This is a genomic window from Pseudomonas sp. NPDC096925, assembly GCF_044762545.1.
Taxonomy (GTDB): domain Bacteria; phylum Pseudomonadota; class Gammaproteobacteria; order Pseudomonadales; family Pseudomonadaceae; genus Aquipseudomonas.
Window position 1 is genome coordinate 314,855 of sequence record NZ_JBIWEM010000002.1, and the last position, 19,650, is coordinate 334,504.

Below are 19,650 nucleotides of genomic sequence, written 5' to 3' on the forward strand. Positions count from 1 at the left end.
CACTCCACATTCCGCAATACTTTTCAGTGCCCCGGCCCTTCGCATACGCCTATGGTTCTTGAACCTTTGTGCGAGGAGATTACATGGAGCGTGCTCAATCTCATCTCTTGCGCCGTGGCCGCTTCTCTATGCCCGGTGGCCTGTATCTACTAACAACCGTAACGAATAATCGAAAGCGAATTTTCACGGATTTTTGGCTAGCCCGAGCGGTCATTCAGCAGCTTCGGCAAGCTGAGCGTGAAGGTGCGTGTCAGTCATTGGCCTGGGTTGTCATGCCGGACCATCTCCATTGGTTGATTCAGCTCAGCGATTCGACATTATGCAGCTTGATGCGACGCTTCAAGTCGCGCAGCAGTCATGCGTTGTATCGCCGAGGAATTAAGCGCGAAAAAGTGTGGCAAGCGGGCTATCAGGACCATGCCATTCGGCGAGAGGAGGACATTCGCAGAGTGGCGAGATATGTGATTTGCAACCCCTTGCGGGCGGGGTTGGCAAGCAGGGTCGGTGATTATCCGCATTGGGACGCCGTATGGATCTGAGTCATCTGGGGGCTGGGCTGCCGTTGCACTTTCTTTGTCTGTAAGGCCGAGTGTGTTTGCCGTTGCATTTTCTGTGCTTGTGAGACCGAGCGCCGCCCGCGCGGCGCTTCGCGGGACAAGCCCGCTCCCACATTTGTTGCAACGTGGCCATGCCTGTGGAAGAGGCGTAGCCCGCTTTGGTGGAGAATTTGAGACTGGCGAGGCGGCGGTAGCGCCAGCCGGGAAATCGCGTCAATGCAACAAGGCTGACAACCATGGCCTGACAGGTTTGGCACGTTGCAACAAATGTGGGAGCGGGCTTGTCCCGCGAAGCGCCGCGCGGGCGGCGCTCGGTCTCACAAGCGCAGAAAGTGTCAAGGCGAATACCCGCGAAGCGCCGCGCGGGCGGCGCTCGATTTGCGCCCCGCCACAAATCTCAAGCCATGCGTTAAATCCCCCATCTCCGGCACGGCTATTGCTACATCGCTGGCACCACACCGTTTTTATGACGGTCAGCCACGCGAGAGAGCAAGATGCCCCAGGCCGCCCACGTATCCCGAGCCCCCGTTCCGCAGGGGCGAACCCCGGTCGAGCAGGAAAGTCGCCAGGGTGTCGAGCAGGCCTTCGCCCTGTTCAATCAGGTATCCAGCCAGCTGAGCCAGTCCTACAGCCTGCTCGAAGCCCGGGTCAGCGAGCTCAAGGGTGAGCTGGCAGTGGTCAGCGCCCAGCGCATCGACGAACTTGGCGAAAAGGAACGCCTGGCCAACCGCCTGCAGAACCTGCTGGACCTGCTGCCCGGCGGGGTGATCGTGATAGATGGCCAGGGCTTGGTACGCGAAGCCAACCCGGCCGCCTGCGAAATGCTCGGCGAGCCGCTGGTTGGCCAGCTGTGGCGCCAGGTGATCGCCCGCAGCTTTGCCCCGCGCAAGGATGATGGTCACGAAGTCTCGCTGCGCGACGGTCGCCGTCTGTCCATTGCCACCCGCTCGCTGGATGCCGAGCCTGGCCAGTTGGTGCTGCTCAACGACCTGACCGAGACCCGCCGTCTGCAAGATCAGTTGGCCCGCCACGAGCGCCTGTCGTCGCTGGGGCGCATGGTCGCCTCGCTGGCGCACCAGATCCGCACACCACTGTCGGCGGCCATGCTCTACGCCAGCCACCTGGCTGACCCTGAACAAGACCTGGGTGCGGAAACCCGCCAGCGCTTTGCCGGTACCCTGAAAGAACGCCTGCACGAACTGGAGCACCAGGTGCGCGACATGCTGGTGTTCGCCCGTGGCGAGCTGCCGCTGGGTGATCGGGTCACGCCAAAAGCCCTGTTCCAGGCCTTGCAGCAAGCGGCTCAAGCGCATGTGCAAGGGCACGCGGTGCGCTGGCAGTGCGACAGCCACCTGGGTGAACTGCTGTGCAACCGCGACACCCTGGTCGGTGCCCTGCTCAACCTGATCGAAAATGCGCTGCAAGCCAGCGACGGCCCGGCGCGACTGAAAGTGCACCTGTTCCGCCGCGAGCGTAGCCTGCAGTTGTGCATCAGCGACGCCGGCAGTGGCATCGACGCAGACCTGCTCGGCCGCCTGGGTGAGCCGTTCCTGACCACCAAGGCCACTGGCACTGGCCTGGGCCTGGCGGTGGTCAAGGCGGTGGTGCGCGCGCACCAGGGCAAGATCGGCCTGCGTTCGAAGGTCGGTCGTGGCACCTGTGTGCGGGTGGAGCTGCCGTTGATCGACGGGCAACTGGCGGAGGGCATGTAGTGGCGATCAAGGTACTGCTGGTCGAGGACGACCGCGTATTGCGCCAGGCATTGGGCGATACCCTGGAAATCGGCGGTTTCGACTACCTGGCGGTGGGCAGTGCCGAGGAGGCGCTGGAGGCGGTGCTGGAAGAGGCTTTCAGCCTGGTGGTCAGTGATGTGAACATGCCTGGCATGGATGGGCACCAACTGCTGGCCCAGCTGCGCCGCCAGCACCCGCAATTGCCCGTGTTGCTGATGACCGCGCATGCCGCGGTGGAGCGTGCCGTCGAGGCGATGCGCCAGGGGGCCGCCGACTATCTGGTCAAGCCGTTCGAGCCCAAGGCGTTGCTCAGCCTGGTCGAGCGGCATGCCGCCGGGCGGGTGGTTGAAGAAGAAGGCCCGGTGGCGTGCGAGCCGGCCAGTCGTCAGCTGCTGGAGCTGGCCGCGCGCGTGGCGCGCAGTGACTCGACCGTGCTGATTTCCGGCGAGTCCGGCACCGGCAAGGAAGTGCTGGCGCGCTACATTCACCAGCAGTCGCCGCGGGCGGCGCAGCCCTTCGTGGCAATCAACTGCGCGGCCATCCCTGACAACATGCTCGAGGCCACTCTGTTCGGCCACGAGAAGGGTGCCTTTACCGGCGCCATTGCTGCCCAGGCCGGCAAGTTCGAGCAGGCCGAAGGCGGCACTCTGCTGCTAGATGAAATCTCGGAAATGCCAATGGCCTTGCAGGCCAAGCTGCTGCGCGTGCTGCAGGAGCGCGAGGTGGAGCGGGTAGGCGGGCGCAAGCCGATCAGCCTGGATATCCGCGTGCTGGCCACCACCAACCGTGACCTGGCTGGCGAAGTGGCTGCCGGGCGTTTCCGTGAAGACCTGTACTACCGCCTGTCGGTGTTCCCTCTGGCCTGGCGCCCGCTGCGCGAACGCCCAGGGGACATCCTGCAACTGGCCGAGCGCCTGTTGGCGCGTCATGTGGCGAAGATGAAGCATGCCCCGGTTCGCCTGTCGCCCCAGGCCCGGGCCTGCCTGCAGACGTATGCCTGGCCGGGCAACGTGCGCGAACTGGACAACGCTTTGCAACGGGCGCTGATCCTGCAGCAGGGCGGGGTGATCGAGGCGGCGGATTTTTGTCTGGCAGGCGCCATTCCATTGTCGGCTAGCATCGAGCCATCCCCTGAGGTGGTGGTCGAGGCTGGCGGGCTGGGCGATGACATGCGTCGTCATGAGTACCAGATGATCATCGACACCCTGCGCGCCGAGCGCGGTCGCCGCAAAGAGGCGGCCGAACGCCTGGGGATAAGCCCGCGCACCTTGCGCTACAAGCTGGCACAGATGCGTGATGCCGGATTCGACGTCGAGGCCAGTCTGTTCGGCTGATTGACACTGCATCCTGCTGCGCGTGCGGCCCTTGTGGGAGCGGGTTTACCCGCGAACACCGGCGAAGCCGGTGCCATACACCGTGTCGCATTCTTCGCGGGTGAACCCGCTCCCACAGGGCTATGTTGCCTGAGCCCTGTAGGCTGGCACCTTTGTTGCTTTAGGTTGGCTATTCGCCGCATGACTGTCAAAAAAATGCGGCCGCAGGAGAGAGAAGGGTCATGAGCCAAGGTGTTGAATTCAATCGTCTGATGTTGGACATGCGGGCCATGCAGGCCGATGCCATGTCGCTGCCCAAGGTGGCCGCAGCCCCCGAGCTGGCGCCGGGGCAGAGTACCTTTGCCGACATGCTCGGCCAGGCCATCGGCAAGGTGCATGAGACGCAGCAGGCTTCGACCCAGTTGGCCAACGCCTTCGAGATCGGCAAGAGTGGCGTCGACCTGACCGACGTGATGATCGCTTCGCAAAAGGCCAGCGTGTCGATGCAGGCCCTGACCCAGGTACGCAACAAGCTGGTCCAGGCGTACCAGGACATCATGCAGATGCCGGTTTGAGGATGGATGTAAACCATGGCTGAAGCAGTCGTCGACAACGCCCCCGCCAAAAGCGGCCCGCCAGCGGCCAAACCACCGCTGTTCGGCATGGCGTTTCTGGAAAACATCGCGCAGATGCCCATGCTGCGTCAGATCGGCCTCATGGTCGGCCTGGCCGCCAGCGTGGCGATCGGCTTTGCCGTGGTGCTGTGGTCGCAACAACCCGATTACCGCCCGCTGTACGGCAGCCTGGCGGGTATGGACACCAAGCAGGTCATGGACACCCTGGCCGCTGCCGACATCCCTTACAACGTTGAGCCCAATTCCGGCGCTCTGCTGGTCAAGGCCGACGACCTCTCCCGTGCGCGCCTGAAGCTGGCGGCTGCCGGTGTGGCGCCGAGCGATGGCAATGTCGGCTTCGAGCTGCTCGACAAGGAGCAGGGCCTGGGCACCAGCCAGTTCATGGAAGCCACCCGTTACCGTCGCAGCCTGGAAGGCGAACTGGCGCGTACCGTGTCCAGCCTGAACAACGTCAAGGGCGCGCGCGTGCACCTGGCTATCCCGAAAAGTTCGGTGTTCGTGCGTGACGAACGCAAGCCCAGTGCCTCGGTACTGGTCGAGCTGTACCCGGGCCGTGCCCTGGAAGCCGGGCAGGTGATGGCCATCGTCAACCTGGTCGCCACCAGCGTGCCGGAACTGGACAAGTCCCAGGTCACCGTGGTCGACCAGAAGGGCAACCTGCTGTCCGAGCAGATCCAGGACACCGCCCTGACCCAGGCAGGCAAGCAGTTCGACTACAGCCGCCGGGTGGAAAGCATGCTCACCCAGCGGGTGCACAACATCCTGCAGCCGGTGCTGGGCAATGACCGCTACAAGGCCGAAGTGTCCGCCGACCTCGACTTCAGCGCGGTCGAGTCCACCTCCGAGCAGTTCAACCCCGACCAGCCGGCGCTGCGCAGCGAGCAGTCGGTCGACGAGCAACGTGCCAGCAGCCAGGGCCCGCAAGGTGTGCCCGGCGCGCTGAGCAACCAGCCGCCAGGCCCTGCCTCGGCACCGCAGACCACTGGTGGTGCCGCTACCCCGGCCGCGGCCATCCAGCCTGGCCAGCCGCTGGTGGATGCCAACGGCCAGCAGATCATGGACCCGGCCACCGGTCAGCCAATGCTCGCGCCGTACCCGTCGGACAAGCGCCAGCAAAGCACCAAGAACTTCGAGCTGGACCGTTCCATCAGCCACACCCGCCAGCAGCAGGGGCGCATGACCCGCCTGTCGGTGGCGGTGGTGGTGGACGACCAGGTCAAGATCGACCCGGCCACCGGCGACACCACCCGTGCGCCGTGGGGCGCCGAGGACCTGGCACGCTTCACCCGCCTGGTGCAGGATGCGGTCGGCTTCGATGCCAGCCGTGGCGACAGCGTGACGGTGATCAACGTGCCATTCGCCGCCGACCGTGGCGAAGAGATCGCCGACATCGCCTTCTACCAGCAGCCGTGGTTCTGGGACATCGTCAAGCAGGTGCTGGGCGTAGTGTTCATCCTGGTGCTGGTGTTCGGTGTGCTGCGGCCGGTGTTGAACAACATTACAGGGGGCGGCAAGCAGGCTGCCCCGGACAGCGACATGGAGCTGGGCGGCATGATGGGTCTGGATGGCGAACTGGCCAACGACCGCGTCAGCCTGGGTGGCCCGACAAGCATTCTGCTGCCTAGCCCGAGCGAGGGTTACGAGGCACAGCTCAACGCAATCAAAGGCCTGGTGGCCGAAGACCCGGGCCGCGTTGCCCAGGTCGTGAAAGAGTGGATCAACGCCGATGAGTGATAACCGAGCCGTTACCGCCAAGCTGAGCCGCGTCGACAAGGCGGCGATCCTCCTGCTTTCGCTGGGCGAGACCGATGCGGCCCAGGTGCTGCGGCACATGGGGCCCAAGGAAGTGCAGCGGGTGGGCGTGGCCATGGCGCAGATGGGCAATGTGCACCGTGACCAGGTCGAGCAAGTGATGAGCGAGTTCGTCGAAATCGTCGGCGACCAGACCAGCCTGGGCGTGGGCTCCGATGCCTACATCCGCAAGATGCTCAACCAGGCCCTGGGCGAGGACAAGGCCAACGGCCTGGTCGACCGCATCCTGCTCGGTGGCAACACCAGCGGCCTGGACAGCCTCAAGTGGATGGAGCCGCGCGCCGTGGCCGACGTGATCCGCTACGAGCACCCGCAGATCCAGGCCATCGTGGTCGCCTACCTCGACCCCGACCAGGCCGGCGAAGTGCTGAGCAACTTCGACCACAAGGTGCGCCTGGACATCGTACTGCGCGTGTCGTCGCTGAACACCGTGCAACCGGCGGCGTTGAAGGAGCTGAACCAGATCCTCGAGAAGCAGTTCTCGGGCAACTCCAACGCGGCGCGTACCACCCTGGGCGGCATCAAGCGTGCTGCCGACATCATGAACTTCCTCGACAGCTCGGTGGAAGGTGCACTGATGGACGCGATCCGCGAGATCGACAGCGACCTGTCGGAGCAGATCGAAGACCTGATGTTCGTCTTCAACAACCTGGCCGATGTCGACGACCGTGGCATCCAGGCGCTGCTGCGCGAAGTGTCGTCCGACGTGCTGGTGGTGTCGCTCAAGGGCGCCGACGAGCGGGTCAAGGACAAGATCTTCAAGAACATGTCCAAGCGTGCCTCGGAGCTGCTGCGCGACGACCTGGAGGCCAAGGGGCCGGTACGGGTCAGCGATGTGGAAACGGCGCAGAAGGAAATCCTCACCATCGCCCGCCGCATGGCCGAGGCCGGCGAGATCGTGCTCGGCGGCAAGGGTGCCGAGGAAATGATCTAAGGTATTCGCGATCTGAAGACCGACGCCGCCCCTTGTGGGAGCGGGTTTACCCGCGAAGGCGTCGGACCTGGCGATAGAGGTTGTCGCTGCCGACGCTTTCGCGGGTAAACCCGCTCCCACAGGGACCGTGTCGGCTGAACATGGTTTGAGAACATGACAGCATGCCCACCAAAGAACATCACCCCAGCGACCTGATCCGCGCCCGCGACCTCGAGGGCGTGGACGTGTGGGCGCTGCCCAGCTTCGACCCGGAACCGGAGCCTGAACCCGAACCAGAGCCGGAACCCGAGGTCATCGAGGAAGAAGTCGAGGAAGTGCCGCTGGAAGAAGTCCAGCCGCTGACCCTGGAAGAACTCGAGGCCATCCGCCAGGAAGCCTACAACGAAGGCTTCGCCACCGGTGAGCGCGAGGGCTTCCACAGCACCCAGCTCAAGGTTCGCCAGGAAGCCGAAGAGGCCCTGAAAGCCAAGCTGGAAAGCCTTGAACGGCTGATGGCCAACCTGATGGAGCCGATCGCCGAACAAGACACGCAGATCGAGAAAGCCCTGGTCCACCTGGTGGCGCACATGACCCGCCAGGTGATCGGTCGCGAACTGCGGGGCGATTCCAGCCAGATCACCCAGGTACTGCGCGAAGCGCTCAAGCTGCTGCCCATGGGCGCGGACAATATCCGCATCCACCTCAACCCGCAGGATTTCGAGCTGGCCAAGGCCCTGCGCGAACGCCATGAGGAAAGCTGGCGGCTGCTGGAAGACAGCGCGCTGCTACCGGGCGGTTGCCGCATCGAGACCGCCCACAGTCGCATCGACGCGACCATGGAGACTCGCATCGAGAAGACCGTGGCGCAACTGTTCGACCAGTTGCACGACCATTCGCTGCACCCGGCGGCACCGGACATGTCGATAGACCTGGACACCCCGCCAGACCGCACCGTGGACAGCCCAGATGCACCTTGAGCGCACCAGTTTCGGCAAGCGCCTGGGCAGTTATGCCGAGGCCATCGAACTGCCGGTCCAGCCCATCGTCGAAGGCCGCCTGCTGCGCATGGTCGGCCTCACCCTGGAAGCCGAAGGCTTGCGCGCCGCAGTCGGCAGCCGCTGCCTGGTGATCAATGACGACAGCTACCACCCGGTGCAGGTCGAAGCCGAAGTCATGGGCTTTGCCGGGCCCAAGGTATTCCTCATGCCCGTCGGCAGCATCGTCGGTATCGCCCCCGGCGCCCGTGTGGTGCCGCTGGATGACGGCGGTCGCCTGCCCATGGGCATGAGCATGCTCGGCCGGGTGCTCGACGGCGCTGGCCGCGCGCTGGATGGCAAGGGCGGGATGAAGGCCGAGGACTGGGTGCCGATGGACGGCCCAGTGATCAACCCGCTGAACCGCGACCCCATCAGCAAGCCGCTGGACGTTGGCATTCGCAGCATCAATGGGTTGTTGACCGTCGGTCGCGGCCAGCGTCTGGGCCTGTTCGCCGGTACCGGTGTGGGCAAGTCGGTGTTGCTGGGCATGATGACCCGCTTCACCGAAGCCGAGATCATCGTCGTTGGCCTGATCGGTGAGCGGGGCCGCGAGGTCAAGGAATTCATCGAGCATATTCTGGGTGAAGAAGGCCTCAAGCGCTCGGTGGTGGTGGCTTCGCCCGCCGACGATGCGCCGCTGATGCGCCTGCGCGCCGCCATGTACTGCACACGTATTGCCGAGTACTTCCGCGACAAGGGCAAGAACGTGTTGCTGCTGATGGACTCGCTGACCCGTTTCGCCCAGGCCCAGCGGGAAATTGCCCTGGCCATCGGCGAACCGCCGGCTACCCGGGGTTACCCGCCGTCGGTGTTCGCCAAGCTGCCCAAGCTGGTGGAGCGGGCGGGCAATGGCGAGCCGGGGGGTGGTTCGATCACCGCGTTCTACACCGTCTTGTCCGAGGGCGATGACCAGCAGGACCCGATTGCCGACTCGGCGCGCGGCGTACTCGATGGCCACTTCGTACTGTCGCGCCGGCTGGCCGAGGAGGGTCATTACCCGGCCATCGACATCGAAGCCTCGATCAGCCGGGTCATGCCCCAGGTGGTCGATGCCGACCATCTGCGCCAGGCGCAGAAGTTCAAGCAGTTGTGGTCGCGCCTGTCGCAAAGCCGCGACCTGATCAGCGTGGGCGCCTATGTGGCCGGTGGCGACCCGGAAACCGACCTGGCCATTGCCCTGCAATCGAAGCTGGTGGATTTTTTGCGCCAGGGCCTGCGCGAAAACGTGGGCATGGCGCAAAGCCGCGAACAGTTGGGGGCGATCTTCACGCCCCCGGCAGGCTGATAGGCCGTGGCGCTGCCCGGACGCGCCGCGCGCCTGGCGCCGGTGGTGGACATGGCCGAGGAGGCCGAGCGCAAGGCAGCCCAGCGCCTCGGGCATTTCCAGCAGCAGGTGGCCACAGCCCAGGCCAAGCTGGCCGAGCTCGAGCGGTTTCGTGAGGATTACCAGCTGCAGTGGATCAACCGTGGCGGGCAGGGGGTCAATGGCAGCTGGCTGGTCAATTACCAGCGCTTCCTCGGGCAGCTGGAAACGGCCATGACCCAGCAGCGCCAGAGCCTGGTCTGGCACCAGAACAACCTCGACAACGCACGCGGCACCTGGCAGCAGGCCTACGCCCGGGTCGAAGGCTTGCGCAAGCTGGTGCAGCGCTACCTGGACGAAGCCCGGCGCGCCGAAGACAAGCGCGAGCAGCGCTTGCTCGACGAGCTGTCACAACGCCTGCCGCGGCAGAATCACCTATAGGTTTCAGGTATTCGCCTTGGCACTTTCTGCGCCAGTGAGATCGAGCGCCGCCCGCGCGGCGCTTCGCGGGGCAAGCCCGCTCCCACATTTGTTGCAACGTGGCCATGCCTGTGAGAGAGGCGTTGCCCGCCTTGATGAAGTGTTTGAGACTGGCGAGACGGCGGTAGCGCCAGCCGGGAAATCGCGTCAAGGCAACAAGGCTGACAACCATGGCCTGACAGGTTCGGCACGTTGCAACAAATGTGGGAGCGGGCTTGTCCCGCGAAGCGCCGCGCGGGCGGCGCTCGACCTTGCAGGCGCTGCAAAGCCTATGACGAATACTTGCCACCCCTATTACCGCCTGCTAAACCTTTAAGGAGTTGCATCCGCCATCATCGAAGGAATCGCTAGCATGGCAGTCGAGACTGATTTTTCGCAGGACGGGAAAAAACTGACGATCAAGATCAAGGGGCGTTTCGATTTCGGCAAGCATCAGGAATTCCGTGACGCCTACGAACGCCAGCCCAGCCGGCCCGATTCGGTGGTCGTCGACCTGAAGGACACCACTTACCTCGACAGTTCCGCACTCGGCATGCTGCTGTTGCTGCGCGACCACGCGGGCGGCGATGAGTCGGATGTGCGCGTGGTACATGCCAGCTCCGATGTGCGCAAGATCCTCGCCATCTCCAATTTCGAAAAACTCTTCGATATCAGTTGAGCGCCGACATGCCGGCCGAACAGGCGTTGACCGTGCTGGTCGCCGAAGACGGTGCCGCCGACCGCATGCTGCTGGCGCAGATCGTCCGCCGACAGGGCCATCAGGTATTCACCGCGGATAACGGCGAGCAGGCGGTGGCGCTGTTCATCGAGCGGCGCCCGCAGCTGGTGCTGCTGGATGCGCTGATGCCGGTGATGGATGGTTTCGAGGCGGCGCGGCAGATCAAGGCCCTGGCCGGCGAGGCGCTGGTGCCGATCATTTTCCTGACCTCGCTGAATGAGGAGGAGGGCCTGGTGCGCTGCCTGGAGGCCGGTGGCGATGACTTCATGGCCAAACCTTACAGTGCGGTGATCCTTGGTGCCAAGATCCGCGCCATGGACCGCCTGCGCCGGTTGCAGGCCACCGTGCTGGAGCAGCGCGACCAGATTGCCCGGCACCACCACCACCTGCTCAACGAGCAGCGAGTGGCCAAGGCGGTGTTCGACAAGGTGGCCCACTCCGGGTGCCTGACCGCGCCCAACATCCGCTACCTGCAATCGCCCTATGCGCTGTTCAATGGTGACCTGATGCTGGCCGCGTTCACCCCGTCCGGCGACATGCGCGTGCTGCTCGGCGATTTCACCGGCCACGGCTTGCCGGCGGCGGTAGGGGCCATGCCGTTGGCCGACGTGTTCTACGGCATGACCGCCAAGGGCTACGGTATGGCGCAGGTCCTGCGCGAGATGAACGCCAAGCTCAAGCGCATCCTGCCGGTGGACATGTTCTGTTGTGCGCTGCTGCTCAACCTCAGCATGCAGCGCGGTTCGGTGGAAGTGTGGAACGGTGGCATGCCTGACGGCTATCGCCTGGCGGTGGATGGCCAGGTGCTGTCGGCGCTGAGTTCACGACACCTGCCGCTGGGCATTCTGGATGCCGAGCGTTTCGATGACAGCACCGAGGTGTTGCCGTTGGCGCCCGGCGAGCGCCTGCTGCTGCTGTCGGACGGCGTGCTCGACACTGCCGACGACCAGGAACGCCTGTTCGGCGTGCAGCGCCTGCGCAGGGTGCTGGCCGACAACCGTGACCCGGTACGGCTGTTCGACGAAGTGATGCAGGCCCTGGAGCGCTTTGGCGGGCGACCGCGCGATGACATCAGCCTGTGCGACATCCGGATGTTCAGCGCCGAGGAGCGGGTGCCGGCGCCGATGATCTACTCTGATAGCGGCCGCTCCAGCCCGCTGGACTGGTCGGTGGGGTTCGAGGTGCGGGGCGAGAGCCTCAAACGCTTCAACCCGGTGCCGTACCTGGTGCAATTGTTGCAAGAGATTCACGGCCTGCGCGCGCGTACCGGCAACCTGCACAGTGTGCTCAGCGAATTGTATTCCAATGCCCTGGAGCATGGTGTGTTAGGCCTGGACTCGCAGCTCAAGTGCGATGGGCAGGGCTTTGCCGACTATTATCAGGAGCGCGCCCGGCGCCTGGGGTTGCTGACCGACGGTTACGTGCGCGTCGATTTCAAGGTTGAACCGCTTGCTGAGGGTGGGCGTCTGAAGATCGAGGTCCGTGACAGTGGTGCCGGGTTCGATGTGCAGCGGGTGCTGTCGCGGCCCGCGCTGGAGCAGGGGCTGAGCGGGCGTGGCCTGAACCTGGTGCGGCGGCTGACCAGCAGTGCGCGCTGGAGTGAGGGCGGGCGCTGCGCGCATGTGGAGTTCGTCTGGTGAGCCGCGGGCTGGCTCGGGCATAATCTGGCTTGATCAAGGAGTGAACAAGTGACTGACATGCATATTGACCACAAGGTGCTCAGTGACCTGCGTGAGGTCATGGAAGAGGGCTACCTGCAGTTGGTGCAGACTTTTCTCGACGACTCCGAAAGGCGCCTGGGCCAGCTGCACGCGGCCAAAAGTGCCGAAGAGCTTGGTTCCGCGGCCCACAGTTTCAAGGGCAGCAGCAGCAACATGGGCGCAGTTGCGTTGGCCAGCCTGTGCCAGCAGCTGGAGGAGCGCGCGCGGCGGCCCCCGCTGTATGGCATCGAGGACTTGATCAACCGTATCGACCAGGAGTTCCTTGAGGTGCAGCGCTTCTACCGAGGTGAGCAGCAACGCATTTCGGCGGGTTGATACACGACTTGGCGCGAGTCTTGCCTGTCTGTGGCTGGATGATTTTTTTGTTTCTGGCGCGGAGACCGCTCGATGCCTGTCGCACCCAACCCATTGCTGCAAGGCAACACTGTTGCCAAGACCTCGCGTTCGGCCAACGCACAGGCCGACAAACCGCTGCAGGCGCCGGGCGACAAGGGTGACGGCTTCGGTCAGGTGATGGCCAGGCAGGGTCGCGACAAAGTCGCCGGGCAGGACGATAAGGTGGCTCAGGCCAGGCCCAAGGACAAACCCGAGGCGGCGCAGAGCGGCAAGAAAGACCCTGCCGACAAGCCCGCGGTTGCCGATGACGGCAAACAATTGCCAGCCGATGACCAGGTCCAGGCCGATACCGGCTTGCGCGATGCCAGCCTGGTGGCCGGCCAGATCACCGACGCCCAGCCAGGCGCACAACTGATCCAGGCCCAGGCCGAGGCGGTGGCACCGGTGCTTCAAGCCGCCACGGCGCAGGTGCAGACGTCGGTCACGGCCGCGCTGCCCGAGGAGCCGGCCGCCGAGGAAGCCTTCGACCCTGACGCCGACCCTTTGGCCAACCTGCCGACCTTGCGTCTGGCGCTGGAGCACAGCGCCCAGGCCAAGGGGGCGACCTCGGCGCATGCCCTGGACCCTGCGCAGGCTCAAGGCGAGGAGGGGCAGGTGGCCGTCAATACCTTGGCGAATCTGGTCGAGCATGCCGAGGGTGAAAAAGGTGAGCCTGGCGACAGGGCCTTTGGTGCCTTGCTCGAAGATGGCCTGAAGGACACCAAGAGCGCCGGCAGCGATACGCGCGTCGACGATTTCGCCAACCGCCTGGCCAACCTGACCCAGGCCGCCACGGCCAAGACCGCCAATGCCGTGCCGGCCAATGCCAGCCCATTGCACCAGCCGCTGCCGATGAACCAGAACGCCTGGGCCGAGGGCCTGGTCAACCGGGTCATGTACCTGTCCAGCCAGAACCTCAAGTCGGCGGATATCCAGCTGGAGCCGGCGGAACTGGGCCGCCTGGACATTCGCGTCAATGTTGCGACGGACCAGTCGACCCAGGTCACCTTCATCAGCGGCCACGCCGGCGTGCGTGACGCCCTCGACAGCCAGGTGCACCGCCTGCGCGAGCTGTTCGCCCAGCAAGGGCTGGCGCAGCCGGATGTCAACGTGGCCGACCAGTCGCGCGGGCAGCAACAGCAGCAGGGGCAGGCGCAAGGCAGCAACCTGTCCGGGGTGGCGGCGCGCCGGGCCGAGCAGGGGGACACCGAGACGGTCGATAGCGCCCGGCCTGTGGAGCAGCAGGTGGTAGTGGGTGACAGTGCGGTCGATTACTACGCCTGATAACCGTTGGCCTGAGCCGGCCTCTTCGCGGGCACGCCCGCTCCCACAGGGGTTTCATTGATTTCGAATCCTGTGCATTACCTGTGGGAGCGGGCGTGCCCGCGAAGAAGGCAGCACCGCAAAACCTGCTGGAACCAATCCTCTGCAAAATCTGGCATAACACTTGCTCAGCCAAGCCATCCTCCCTTGAACCCCCGATGGACGACGGATTATTGGCATGGCGAAGAGCGAAGCAGTCAAAGACCCCGCCACTAAAGGCAAACTCAAGCTGATCCTGCTGGCCGTAGTGGGCCTGTTGCTGGCGATCGGCCTTTCGGTGGGCGCTACCTGGTTCATCATGCACAAGAGCGAGCCGGCCCCGGCCGCCGAACCTGCAGCCAGCAACGTCAAGCCTGCGGCCATCTACGAAGCGCTGGCCCCGGCCTTCGTGGTCAACTTCAACCAGAACGGTCGCCAGCGCTACATGCAGGTGAGCATCACCCTGCAAGCGCGCAACCAGGCCGACCTGGATGCCCTCAAGGTGCACATGCCGGTGATCCGCAACAACCTGGTGATGATGTTCTCCGGGCAAGGCTTCGACACCTTGGCCGGCAGCCCGGTGGGGCAGGAAATGCTGCGCCAGAAGGCCACCGCGGTGGTCCAGGAAGTGGCGCAGAAGGAAGTCGGCAGGCCGGTCGTCGACCAGTTGCTGTTCACCAATTTCGTATTGCAGTAGGAGTCCGCAATGGCCGTACAGGACCTGCTGTCCCAGGATGAAATCGATGCCCTGTTGCATGGCGTTGACGACGGGCTGGTGCAGACCGAGAGTGCATCCGAGCCTGGCAGCATCAAAAGCTACGACCTGACCAGTCAGGACCGTATCGTGCGGGGTCGCATGCCGACCCTGGAAATGATCAACGAGCGCTTCGCCCGTTACACCCGTATCAGCATGTTCAACCTGCTGCGCCGCTCCGCCGACGTGGCGGTGGGTGGCGTGCAGGTGATGAAGTTTGGCGAATACGTACACTCGCTGTACGTGCCGACCAGCCTCAACCTGGTCAAGATCAAGCCGCTGCGCGGCACCTCGCTGTTCATCCTCGACGCCAAGCTGGTGTTCAAGCTGGTGGACAATTTCTTCGGTGGCGACGGCCGCCACGCCAAGATCGAAGGCCGTGAGTTCACGCCCACCGAGTTGCGGGTGGTGCGCATGGTGCTGGACCAGTGCTTCGTCGACCTCAAAGAAGCCTGGCAGGCCATCATGCCGGTCACCTTCGAGTACATGAACTCCGAGGTCAACCCGGCCATGGCCAACATTGTCGGCCCCAGCGAGGCGGTGGTGGTGTCCACCTTCCACATCGAGCTGGACGGCGGTGGCGGCGACCTGCACGTGACCATGCCGTACTCGATGATCGAGCCGGTGCGGGAAATGCTCGATGCCGGTTTCCAGTCCGACCTCGACGACCAGGACGAGCGCTGGATCAAGGCCTTGCGCGAGGACGTGCTGGACGTGGCCGTGCCGCTGTCTGCCACGGTCGCCCGGCGCCAGTTGAAGCTGCGCGACATCCTGCACATGCAGCCTGGCGACGTGATCCCGGTGGAGCTGCCCGAGCATCTGGTGCTGCGCGCCAACGGCGTGCCGTCGTTCAAGGCGCGCCTGGGCTCGCACAAGGGCAACCTGGCGCTGCAGATCATCGACCCGATCGAACGCCGCTGACGGCGTGCCGGTCGCTCATAACGAATTGAATGCCTGTCGAGGAAACCATGGCTAACGAAAACGAGATCACCTCCCCAGAGGACCAGGCACTGGCCGATGAGTGGGCTGCGGCACTGGAAGAAACCGGTGCAGCCGGCCAGGCTGACATCGATGCACTGCTGGGTGGCGACACCGGTAGCAGCACCGGCGGCGCGGGTCGCCTGCCGATGGAGGAGTTCGCCAGCTCGCCGAAGCCGAGCGAAAACGTCAGCCTGGAAGGCCCTAACCTGGATGTGATCCTGGACATTCCGGTGAGCATTTCCATGGAAGTAGGCAGTACCGAAATCAACATTCGCAACTTGCTGCAGCTCAACCAGGGCTCGGTGATCGAGCTCGATCGCCTGGCCGGCGAGCCGCTTGACGTGCTGGTCAACGGCACGCTGATCGCCCATGGCGAAGTGGTGGTGGTCAACGAAAAGTTCGGCATCCGCCTGACCGACGTGATCAGCCCCAGCGAACGTATCAAGAAGCTGCGCTGAGTGAAGGGCACGATGCGCGCCATCGCGGCCTTCGCCGCGCTGCTCGCCAGCCAGGCTTGCCTGGCCGCGGCTACGCCGGCGGCGACCCCGGTAGCTGCGCCTGGCAGCCTCGGCGGGCAACTGGCGCAGATGGTCTTCGGCCTGCTGCTGGTGGTCGGCCTGATCTTTTTCCTGGCCTGGTTGCTGCGGCGTCTGCAGAGCACGGCGGTCAAGGGCGGGCAGGTGATCGAGATCGTCGGCAGCCGGGCCATCGGCCCGCGTGACCGCCTGCTGCTGGTGCAGGTGGGCAAGGAGCAGATCCTGATCGGCCATACCCCCGGCAGCATCGAGGCCCTGCATGTGCTGGCCGAACCCGTGGAAGTGCCGGAAAGCGCCCGCCAGGCGACGCCGGAGTTTGCCCAGCGGCTGATGGAGCTGATGGGCAAGGACCCTAAGGACAAGTTGTGATGAGCGGCGCGCTGCGTACGTTGTTGAGCTCTTTATTGGGTGTGGCGCTGCTGCTGGTTGCGCCGCTGGCCCTGGCCGCCGACCCGCTGTCGATCCCGGCCATTACCCTGTCCAATACCCCGGACGGGCAGCAGGAATATTCGGTCAGCCTGCAAATCCTGCTGATCATGACGGCGCTCAGTTTCATCCCAGCGTTCGTCATCCTGATGACCAGCTTCACCCGCATCATCATCGTGTTCTCGATCCTGCGCCAGGCGCTAGGCTTGCAGCAGACACCGTCGAACCAGTTGCTCACCGGCATGGCGTTGTTCCTGACCATGTTCATCATGGCCCCGGTATTCGACCGGGTGAACCAGGACGCGCTGCAGCCGTACCTGAAGGAGCAGATGACCGCCCAGCAGGCCATCGACAAGGCCCAGGGGCCGCTCAAGGACTTCATGCTGGCGCAAACCCGGCAAAGCGACCTCGACCTGTTCATGCGCCTGTCCAAGCGCACCGATATCGCCGGCCCGGACCAGGTGCCGCTGACGATTCTGGTGCCTGCGTTTGTCACGTCCGAGCTGAAGACCGCGTTCCAGATCGGTTTCATGATCTTCATTCCGTTCCTGATCATCGACATGGTGGTGGCCAGTGTGCTGATGGCCATGGGCATGATGATGTTGTCGCCGCTGATCATCTCGCTGCCGTTCAAGATCATGCTGTTCGTGCTGGTCGATGGCTGGGCGCTGATCATGGGCACCCTGGCCAGCAGTTTCGGCGGCGTCTGACGCCGTCAAGGAGAGCCGCCGATGACACCTGAAGTTGCTGTCGACCTGTTCCGTGATGCCTTGTGGCTGACCACCCTGATGGTCGCCGTGCTGGTGGTGCCGAGCCTGCTGGTGGGCCTGGTGGTGGCGATGTTCCAGGCTGCCACGCAGATCAACGAACAGACCCTGAGTTTCCTGCCGCGCCTGCTGGTGATGCTGATCACGCTGATCATCGCCGGGCCGTGGCTGGTGCAGAAGTTCATGGAGTACATCACCAGCCTCTATACCAACATCCCGCAGCTGATCGGTTGACGCGGCGATGCTTGAGCTGACCGACACGCAGATCGGCACCTGGGTCGCCACCTTCATCCTGCCGTTGTTCAGGGTGACCGCGGTGCTGATGACCATGCCGATCTTCGGCACTCGCATGCTGCCGGCGCGGGTGCGCCTGTACGTGGCGGTGGCGATTACCGTGGTGATCGTGCCAGCGCTGCCACCCCTGCCGGAATTCGACCCGCTGAGCCTGCGTGGTTTGCTGCTGTGCGCCGAGCAGATCATTGTCGGCGCGCTGTTCGGCCTGGCCTTGCAGCTGCTGTTCCAGGTCTTCGTGATAGCCGGGCAGATCGTCGCGGTGCAGATGGGCATGGCCTTCGCTTCGATGGTCGACCCAGCCAATGGTGTCAACGTCACGGTGATCAGCCAGTTCATGACCATGCTGGTGAGCGTGTTGTTCCTGCTGATGAACGGCCACCTGGTGGTGTTCGAGGTGTTGACCGAAAGCTTCACCACCTTGCCGGTGGGCAACGCGCTGGTGGTCAACCACTTCTGGGAGCTGGCCGGGCGCCTGGGGTGGGTGTTCGCCGCCGGCCTGCTGCTGATTCTGCCGGTGATCGCCGCGCTGCTGGTGGTGAACATTGCCTTCGGTGTGATGACTCGCGCCGCACCGCAGTTGAACATCTTCTCTATCGGTTTCCCGCTGACCCTGGTCATGGGCATGTTCATTTTCTGGGTCGGCCTGGCCGATGTGCTGTCCCACTACCAGGCGTTGGCCAGCGAAGCGCTGCAATGGCTTCGTGAACTGGCGAGGGCGCGCTGAGCATGGCGGAAAGCGAGAGCGGTCAGGACAAGACAGAAGACCCCACCGAGAAACGCAAGCGCGATGCCCGCGAGAAAGGCGAGATCGCGCGCTCCAAGGAGCTGAACACGGTGGCGGTGACCCTGGCCGGCGCCGGTGGCTTGCTGGCGTTCGGCGGCCACCTGGCCGAGACGCTGCTGGAGATGATGCGCATGAACTTCAGCCTGACCCGCGACATCATCGTCGACGACCGGGCCATGGGCGCCTTCCTGCTGGCCTCGGGCAAGATGGCGATATGGGCGACGCAGCCGGTGCTGATCCTGTTGTTCGTGATCTCCTTCGTGGCGCCTATCGCCCTGAGCGGTTTCCTGTTCTCCGGCAGCCTGTTGCAGCCCAAGTTCAGCCGCATGAACCCGTTGTCGGGGATCAAGCGCATGTTCTCGATGCATGCTCTGACCGAGCTGCTCAAGGCGCTGGCCAAGTTCTTCGTGATCCTGGTGGTGGCCGTGGTGGTCCTGGTCAACGACCGCCAGGCCTTGCTGTCGATTGCCAACGAGCCGCTGGAGCAGGCGATCATCCACAGCCTGCAGGTGGTTGGCTGGAGTGCGCTGTGGATGTCGGCCGGGCTGCTGCTGATTGCTGCGGCGGACGTGCCGTTCCAGCTGTGGCAGACGCACAAGAAAATGAAGATGACCAAGCAGGAAGTGCGCGACGAGTACAAGGACAGCGAGGGCAAGCCCGAGGTCAAGCAGCGTATTCGCCAGCTACAGCGCGAGGTGTCGCAGCGGCGCATGATGGCGGCGGTGCCGCAGGCCGATGTGATCATCACCAACCCGACGCACTATGCGGTGGCCCTGCAGTACGACCCGGAGAAGGGTGGGGCGGCGCCGTTGCTGCTGGCCAAGGGTACCGACTTCATGGCCCTGAAGATTCGCGAAATCGGTGTGGAGCACAAGATCCAGATCCTCGAATCGCCGGCCCTGGCGCGGGCGATCTACTACTCCACCGAACTTGAGCAGGAAATCCCTGCCGGGCTGTACCTGGCGGTGGCGCAGGTGCTGGCCTATGTGTTCCAGATCCGCCAATACCGGGCTGGCAAGGGCAAGCGGCCGGAGCCGCTGAAGGATGACCTGCCGATTCCGCCGGACCTGCGCCGCGACAGTTGACCTTGCATCAGGGCTTCTGGCCCTTTTGCGGGTGAACCCGCTCCTACAGGTCCTCAGCAGGCCTTGAAGGCTGTTCGGTCCCTGTGGGAGCGGGTTCACCCGCGAAGAGGCCGGAACAGGCAAC

At 64.3% G+C, this 19,650-nt stretch carries 21 protein-coding genes; all 21 read left to right on the forward strand.

The window, feature by feature from the left end:
• The first annotated feature begins 83 nt into the window (after positions 1 to 83).
• The 21 genes from ACIQYU_RS07425 (at position 84) to flhB (ending at position 19,526) form a co-directional block, all read left to right on the forward strand.
• On the forward strand, positions 84 to 539 hold the full coding sequence (locus ACIQYU_RS07425; protein ID WP_402798763.1) for an REP-associated tyrosine transposase: 456 nt from the start codon (positions 84 to 86) through the stop codon (positions 537 to 539).
• A gap of 512 nt (positions 540 to 1,051) precedes the next feature.
• Positions 1,052 to 2,269 carry a sensor histidine kinase gene (locus tag ACIQYU_RS07430; protein WP_402798766.1) on the forward strand — a complete coding sequence of 406 codons (1,218 nt, stop codon included), beginning with the start codon at positions 1,052 to 1,054 and terminating at the stop codon, positions 2,267 to 2,269.
• The gene (locus tag ACIQYU_RS07435) at positions 2,269 to 3,624 is read left to right on the forward strand and encodes a sigma-54 dependent transcriptional regulator (RefSeq protein ID WP_063912844.1); all 1,356 of its coding nucleotides are present in this window, start codon (positions 2,269 to 2,271) and stop codon (positions 3,622 to 3,624) included. The genes ACIQYU_RS07430 and ACIQYU_RS07435 overlap by 1 nt, the downstream gene beginning before the upstream one ends.
• A 221-nt stretch (positions 3,625 to 3,845) precedes the next feature.
• Positions 3,846 to 4,178, forward strand: coding sequence for a flagellar hook-basal body complex protein FliE (gene fliE, locus ACIQYU_RS07440; RefSeq protein ID WP_013973606.1), 333 nt, complete (start codon positions 3,846 to 3,848; stop codon positions 4,176 to 4,178).
• A gap of 15 nt (positions 4,179 to 4,193) precedes the next feature.
• Entirely contained in the window at positions 4,194 to 5,972 is a 1,779-nt protein-coding gene (gene fliF / locus ACIQYU_RS07445) for a flagellar basal-body MS-ring/collar protein FliF (protein WP_207829745.1), read from the forward strand.
• Complete coding sequence (gene fliG / locus ACIQYU_RS07450) at positions 5,965 to 6,984, forward strand: flagellar motor switch protein FliG (RefSeq protein WP_013973604.1); 1,020 nt, start codon at positions 5,965 to 5,967, stop codon at positions 6,982 to 6,984. The genes fliF and fliG overlap by 8 nt, the downstream gene beginning before the upstream one ends.
• Before the next feature lie 161 nt (positions 6,985 to 7,145).
• The gene (fliH, locus tag ACIQYU_RS07455; protein WP_402798773.1) at positions 7,146 to 7,940 is read left to right on the forward strand and encodes a flagellar assembly protein FliH; all 795 of its coding nucleotides are present in this window, start codon (positions 7,146 to 7,148) and stop codon (positions 7,938 to 7,940) included.
• On the forward strand, positions 7,930 to 9,285 hold the full coding sequence (gene fliI / locus ACIQYU_RS07460; RefSeq protein WP_207829750.1) for a flagellar protein export ATPase FliI: 1,356 nt from the start codon (positions 7,930 to 7,932) through the stop codon (positions 9,283 to 9,285). Before fliH ends, fliI begins: the two co-directional genes overlap by 11 nt.
• Before the next feature lie 6 nt (positions 9,286 to 9,291).
• Positions 9,292 to 9,744: a flagellar export protein FliJ gene (fliJ, locus tag ACIQYU_RS07465; protein ID WP_025340083.1), complete on the forward strand. Its 453-nt coding sequence runs from the start codon at positions 9,292 to 9,294 to the stop codon at positions 9,742 to 9,744.
• 391 nt (positions 9,745 to 10,135) lie between these two features.
• Positions 10,136 to 10,441 (forward strand): STAS domain-containing protein, encoded by a 306-nt coding sequence (locus ACIQYU_RS07470; protein WP_013973600.1) that lies wholly within the window; start codon positions 10,136 to 10,138, stop codon positions 10,439 to 10,441.
• Between the two features lie 8 nt (positions 10,442 to 10,449).
• Entirely contained in the window at positions 10,450 to 12,141 is a 1,692-nt protein-coding gene (locus ACIQYU_RS07475; protein ID WP_207829753.1) for a fused response regulator/phosphatase, read from the forward strand.
• A 48-nt stretch (positions 12,142 to 12,189) separates the two neighbouring features.
• Entirely contained in the window at positions 12,190 to 12,537 is a 348-nt protein-coding gene (locus tag ACIQYU_RS07480) for an Hpt domain-containing protein (RefSeq protein WP_207829760.1), read from the forward strand.
• A gap of 72 nt (positions 12,538 to 12,609) precedes the next feature.
• Positions 12,610 to 13,881: a flagellar hook-length control protein FliK gene (locus tag ACIQYU_RS07485; RefSeq protein WP_402798779.1), complete on the forward strand. Its 1,272-nt coding sequence runs from the start codon at positions 12,610 to 12,612 to the stop codon at positions 13,879 to 13,881.
• Positions 13,882 to 14,098: 217 nt separating this feature from the next.
• Positions 14,099 to 14,596 carry a flagellar basal body-associated protein FliL gene (fliL, locus tag ACIQYU_RS07490; protein ID WP_207829775.1) on the forward strand — a complete coding sequence of 166 codons (498 nt, stop codon included), beginning with the start codon at positions 14,099 to 14,101 and terminating at the stop codon, positions 14,594 to 14,596.
• Between the two features lie 9 nt (positions 14,597 to 14,605).
• Entirely contained in the window at positions 14,606 to 15,574 is a 969-nt protein-coding gene (gene fliM / locus ACIQYU_RS07495) for a flagellar motor switch protein FliM (RefSeq protein ID WP_207829787.1), read from the forward strand.
• 47 nt (positions 15,575 to 15,621) lie between these two features.
• The gene (gene fliN, locus ACIQYU_RS07500; protein WP_207829790.1) at positions 15,622 to 16,092 is read left to right on the forward strand and encodes a flagellar motor switch protein FliN; all 471 of its coding nucleotides are present in this window, start codon (positions 15,622 to 15,624) and stop codon (positions 16,090 to 16,092) included.
• Between the two features lie 12 nt (positions 16,093 to 16,104).
• Positions 16,105 to 16,539 (forward strand): flagellar biosynthetic protein FliO, encoded by a 435-nt coding sequence (gene fliO, locus ACIQYU_RS07505; RefSeq protein WP_207829801.1) that lies wholly within the window; start codon positions 16,105 to 16,107, stop codon positions 16,537 to 16,539.
• Positions 16,539 to 17,306: a flagellar type III secretion system pore protein FliP gene (gene fliP / locus ACIQYU_RS07510; protein WP_207829813.1), complete on the forward strand. Its 768-nt coding sequence runs from the start codon at positions 16,539 to 16,541 to the stop codon at positions 17,304 to 17,306. The genes fliO and fliP overlap by 1 nt, the downstream gene beginning before the upstream one ends.
• A 21-nt stretch (positions 17,307 to 17,327) precedes the next feature.
• Positions 17,328 to 17,597, forward strand: a complete 270-nt coding sequence (fliQ, locus tag ACIQYU_RS07515; RefSeq protein ID WP_063912833.1) for a flagellar biosynthesis protein FliQ — start codon at positions 17,328 to 17,330, stop codon at positions 17,595 to 17,597.
• A gap of 7 nt (positions 17,598 to 17,604) precedes the next feature.
• Positions 17,605 to 18,381 (forward strand): flagellar biosynthetic protein FliR, encoded by a 777-nt coding sequence (gene fliR / locus ACIQYU_RS07520; RefSeq protein WP_025340075.1) that lies wholly within the window; start codon positions 17,605 to 17,607, stop codon positions 18,379 to 18,381.
• Between the two features lie 2 nt (positions 18,382 to 18,383).
• On the forward strand, positions 18,384 to 19,526 hold the full coding sequence (gene flhB / locus ACIQYU_RS07525) for a flagellar biosynthesis protein FlhB (RefSeq protein WP_207829815.1): 1,143 nt from the start codon (positions 18,384 to 18,386) through the stop codon (positions 19,524 to 19,526).
• Positions 19,527 to 19,650: the final 124 nt, after the last annotated feature.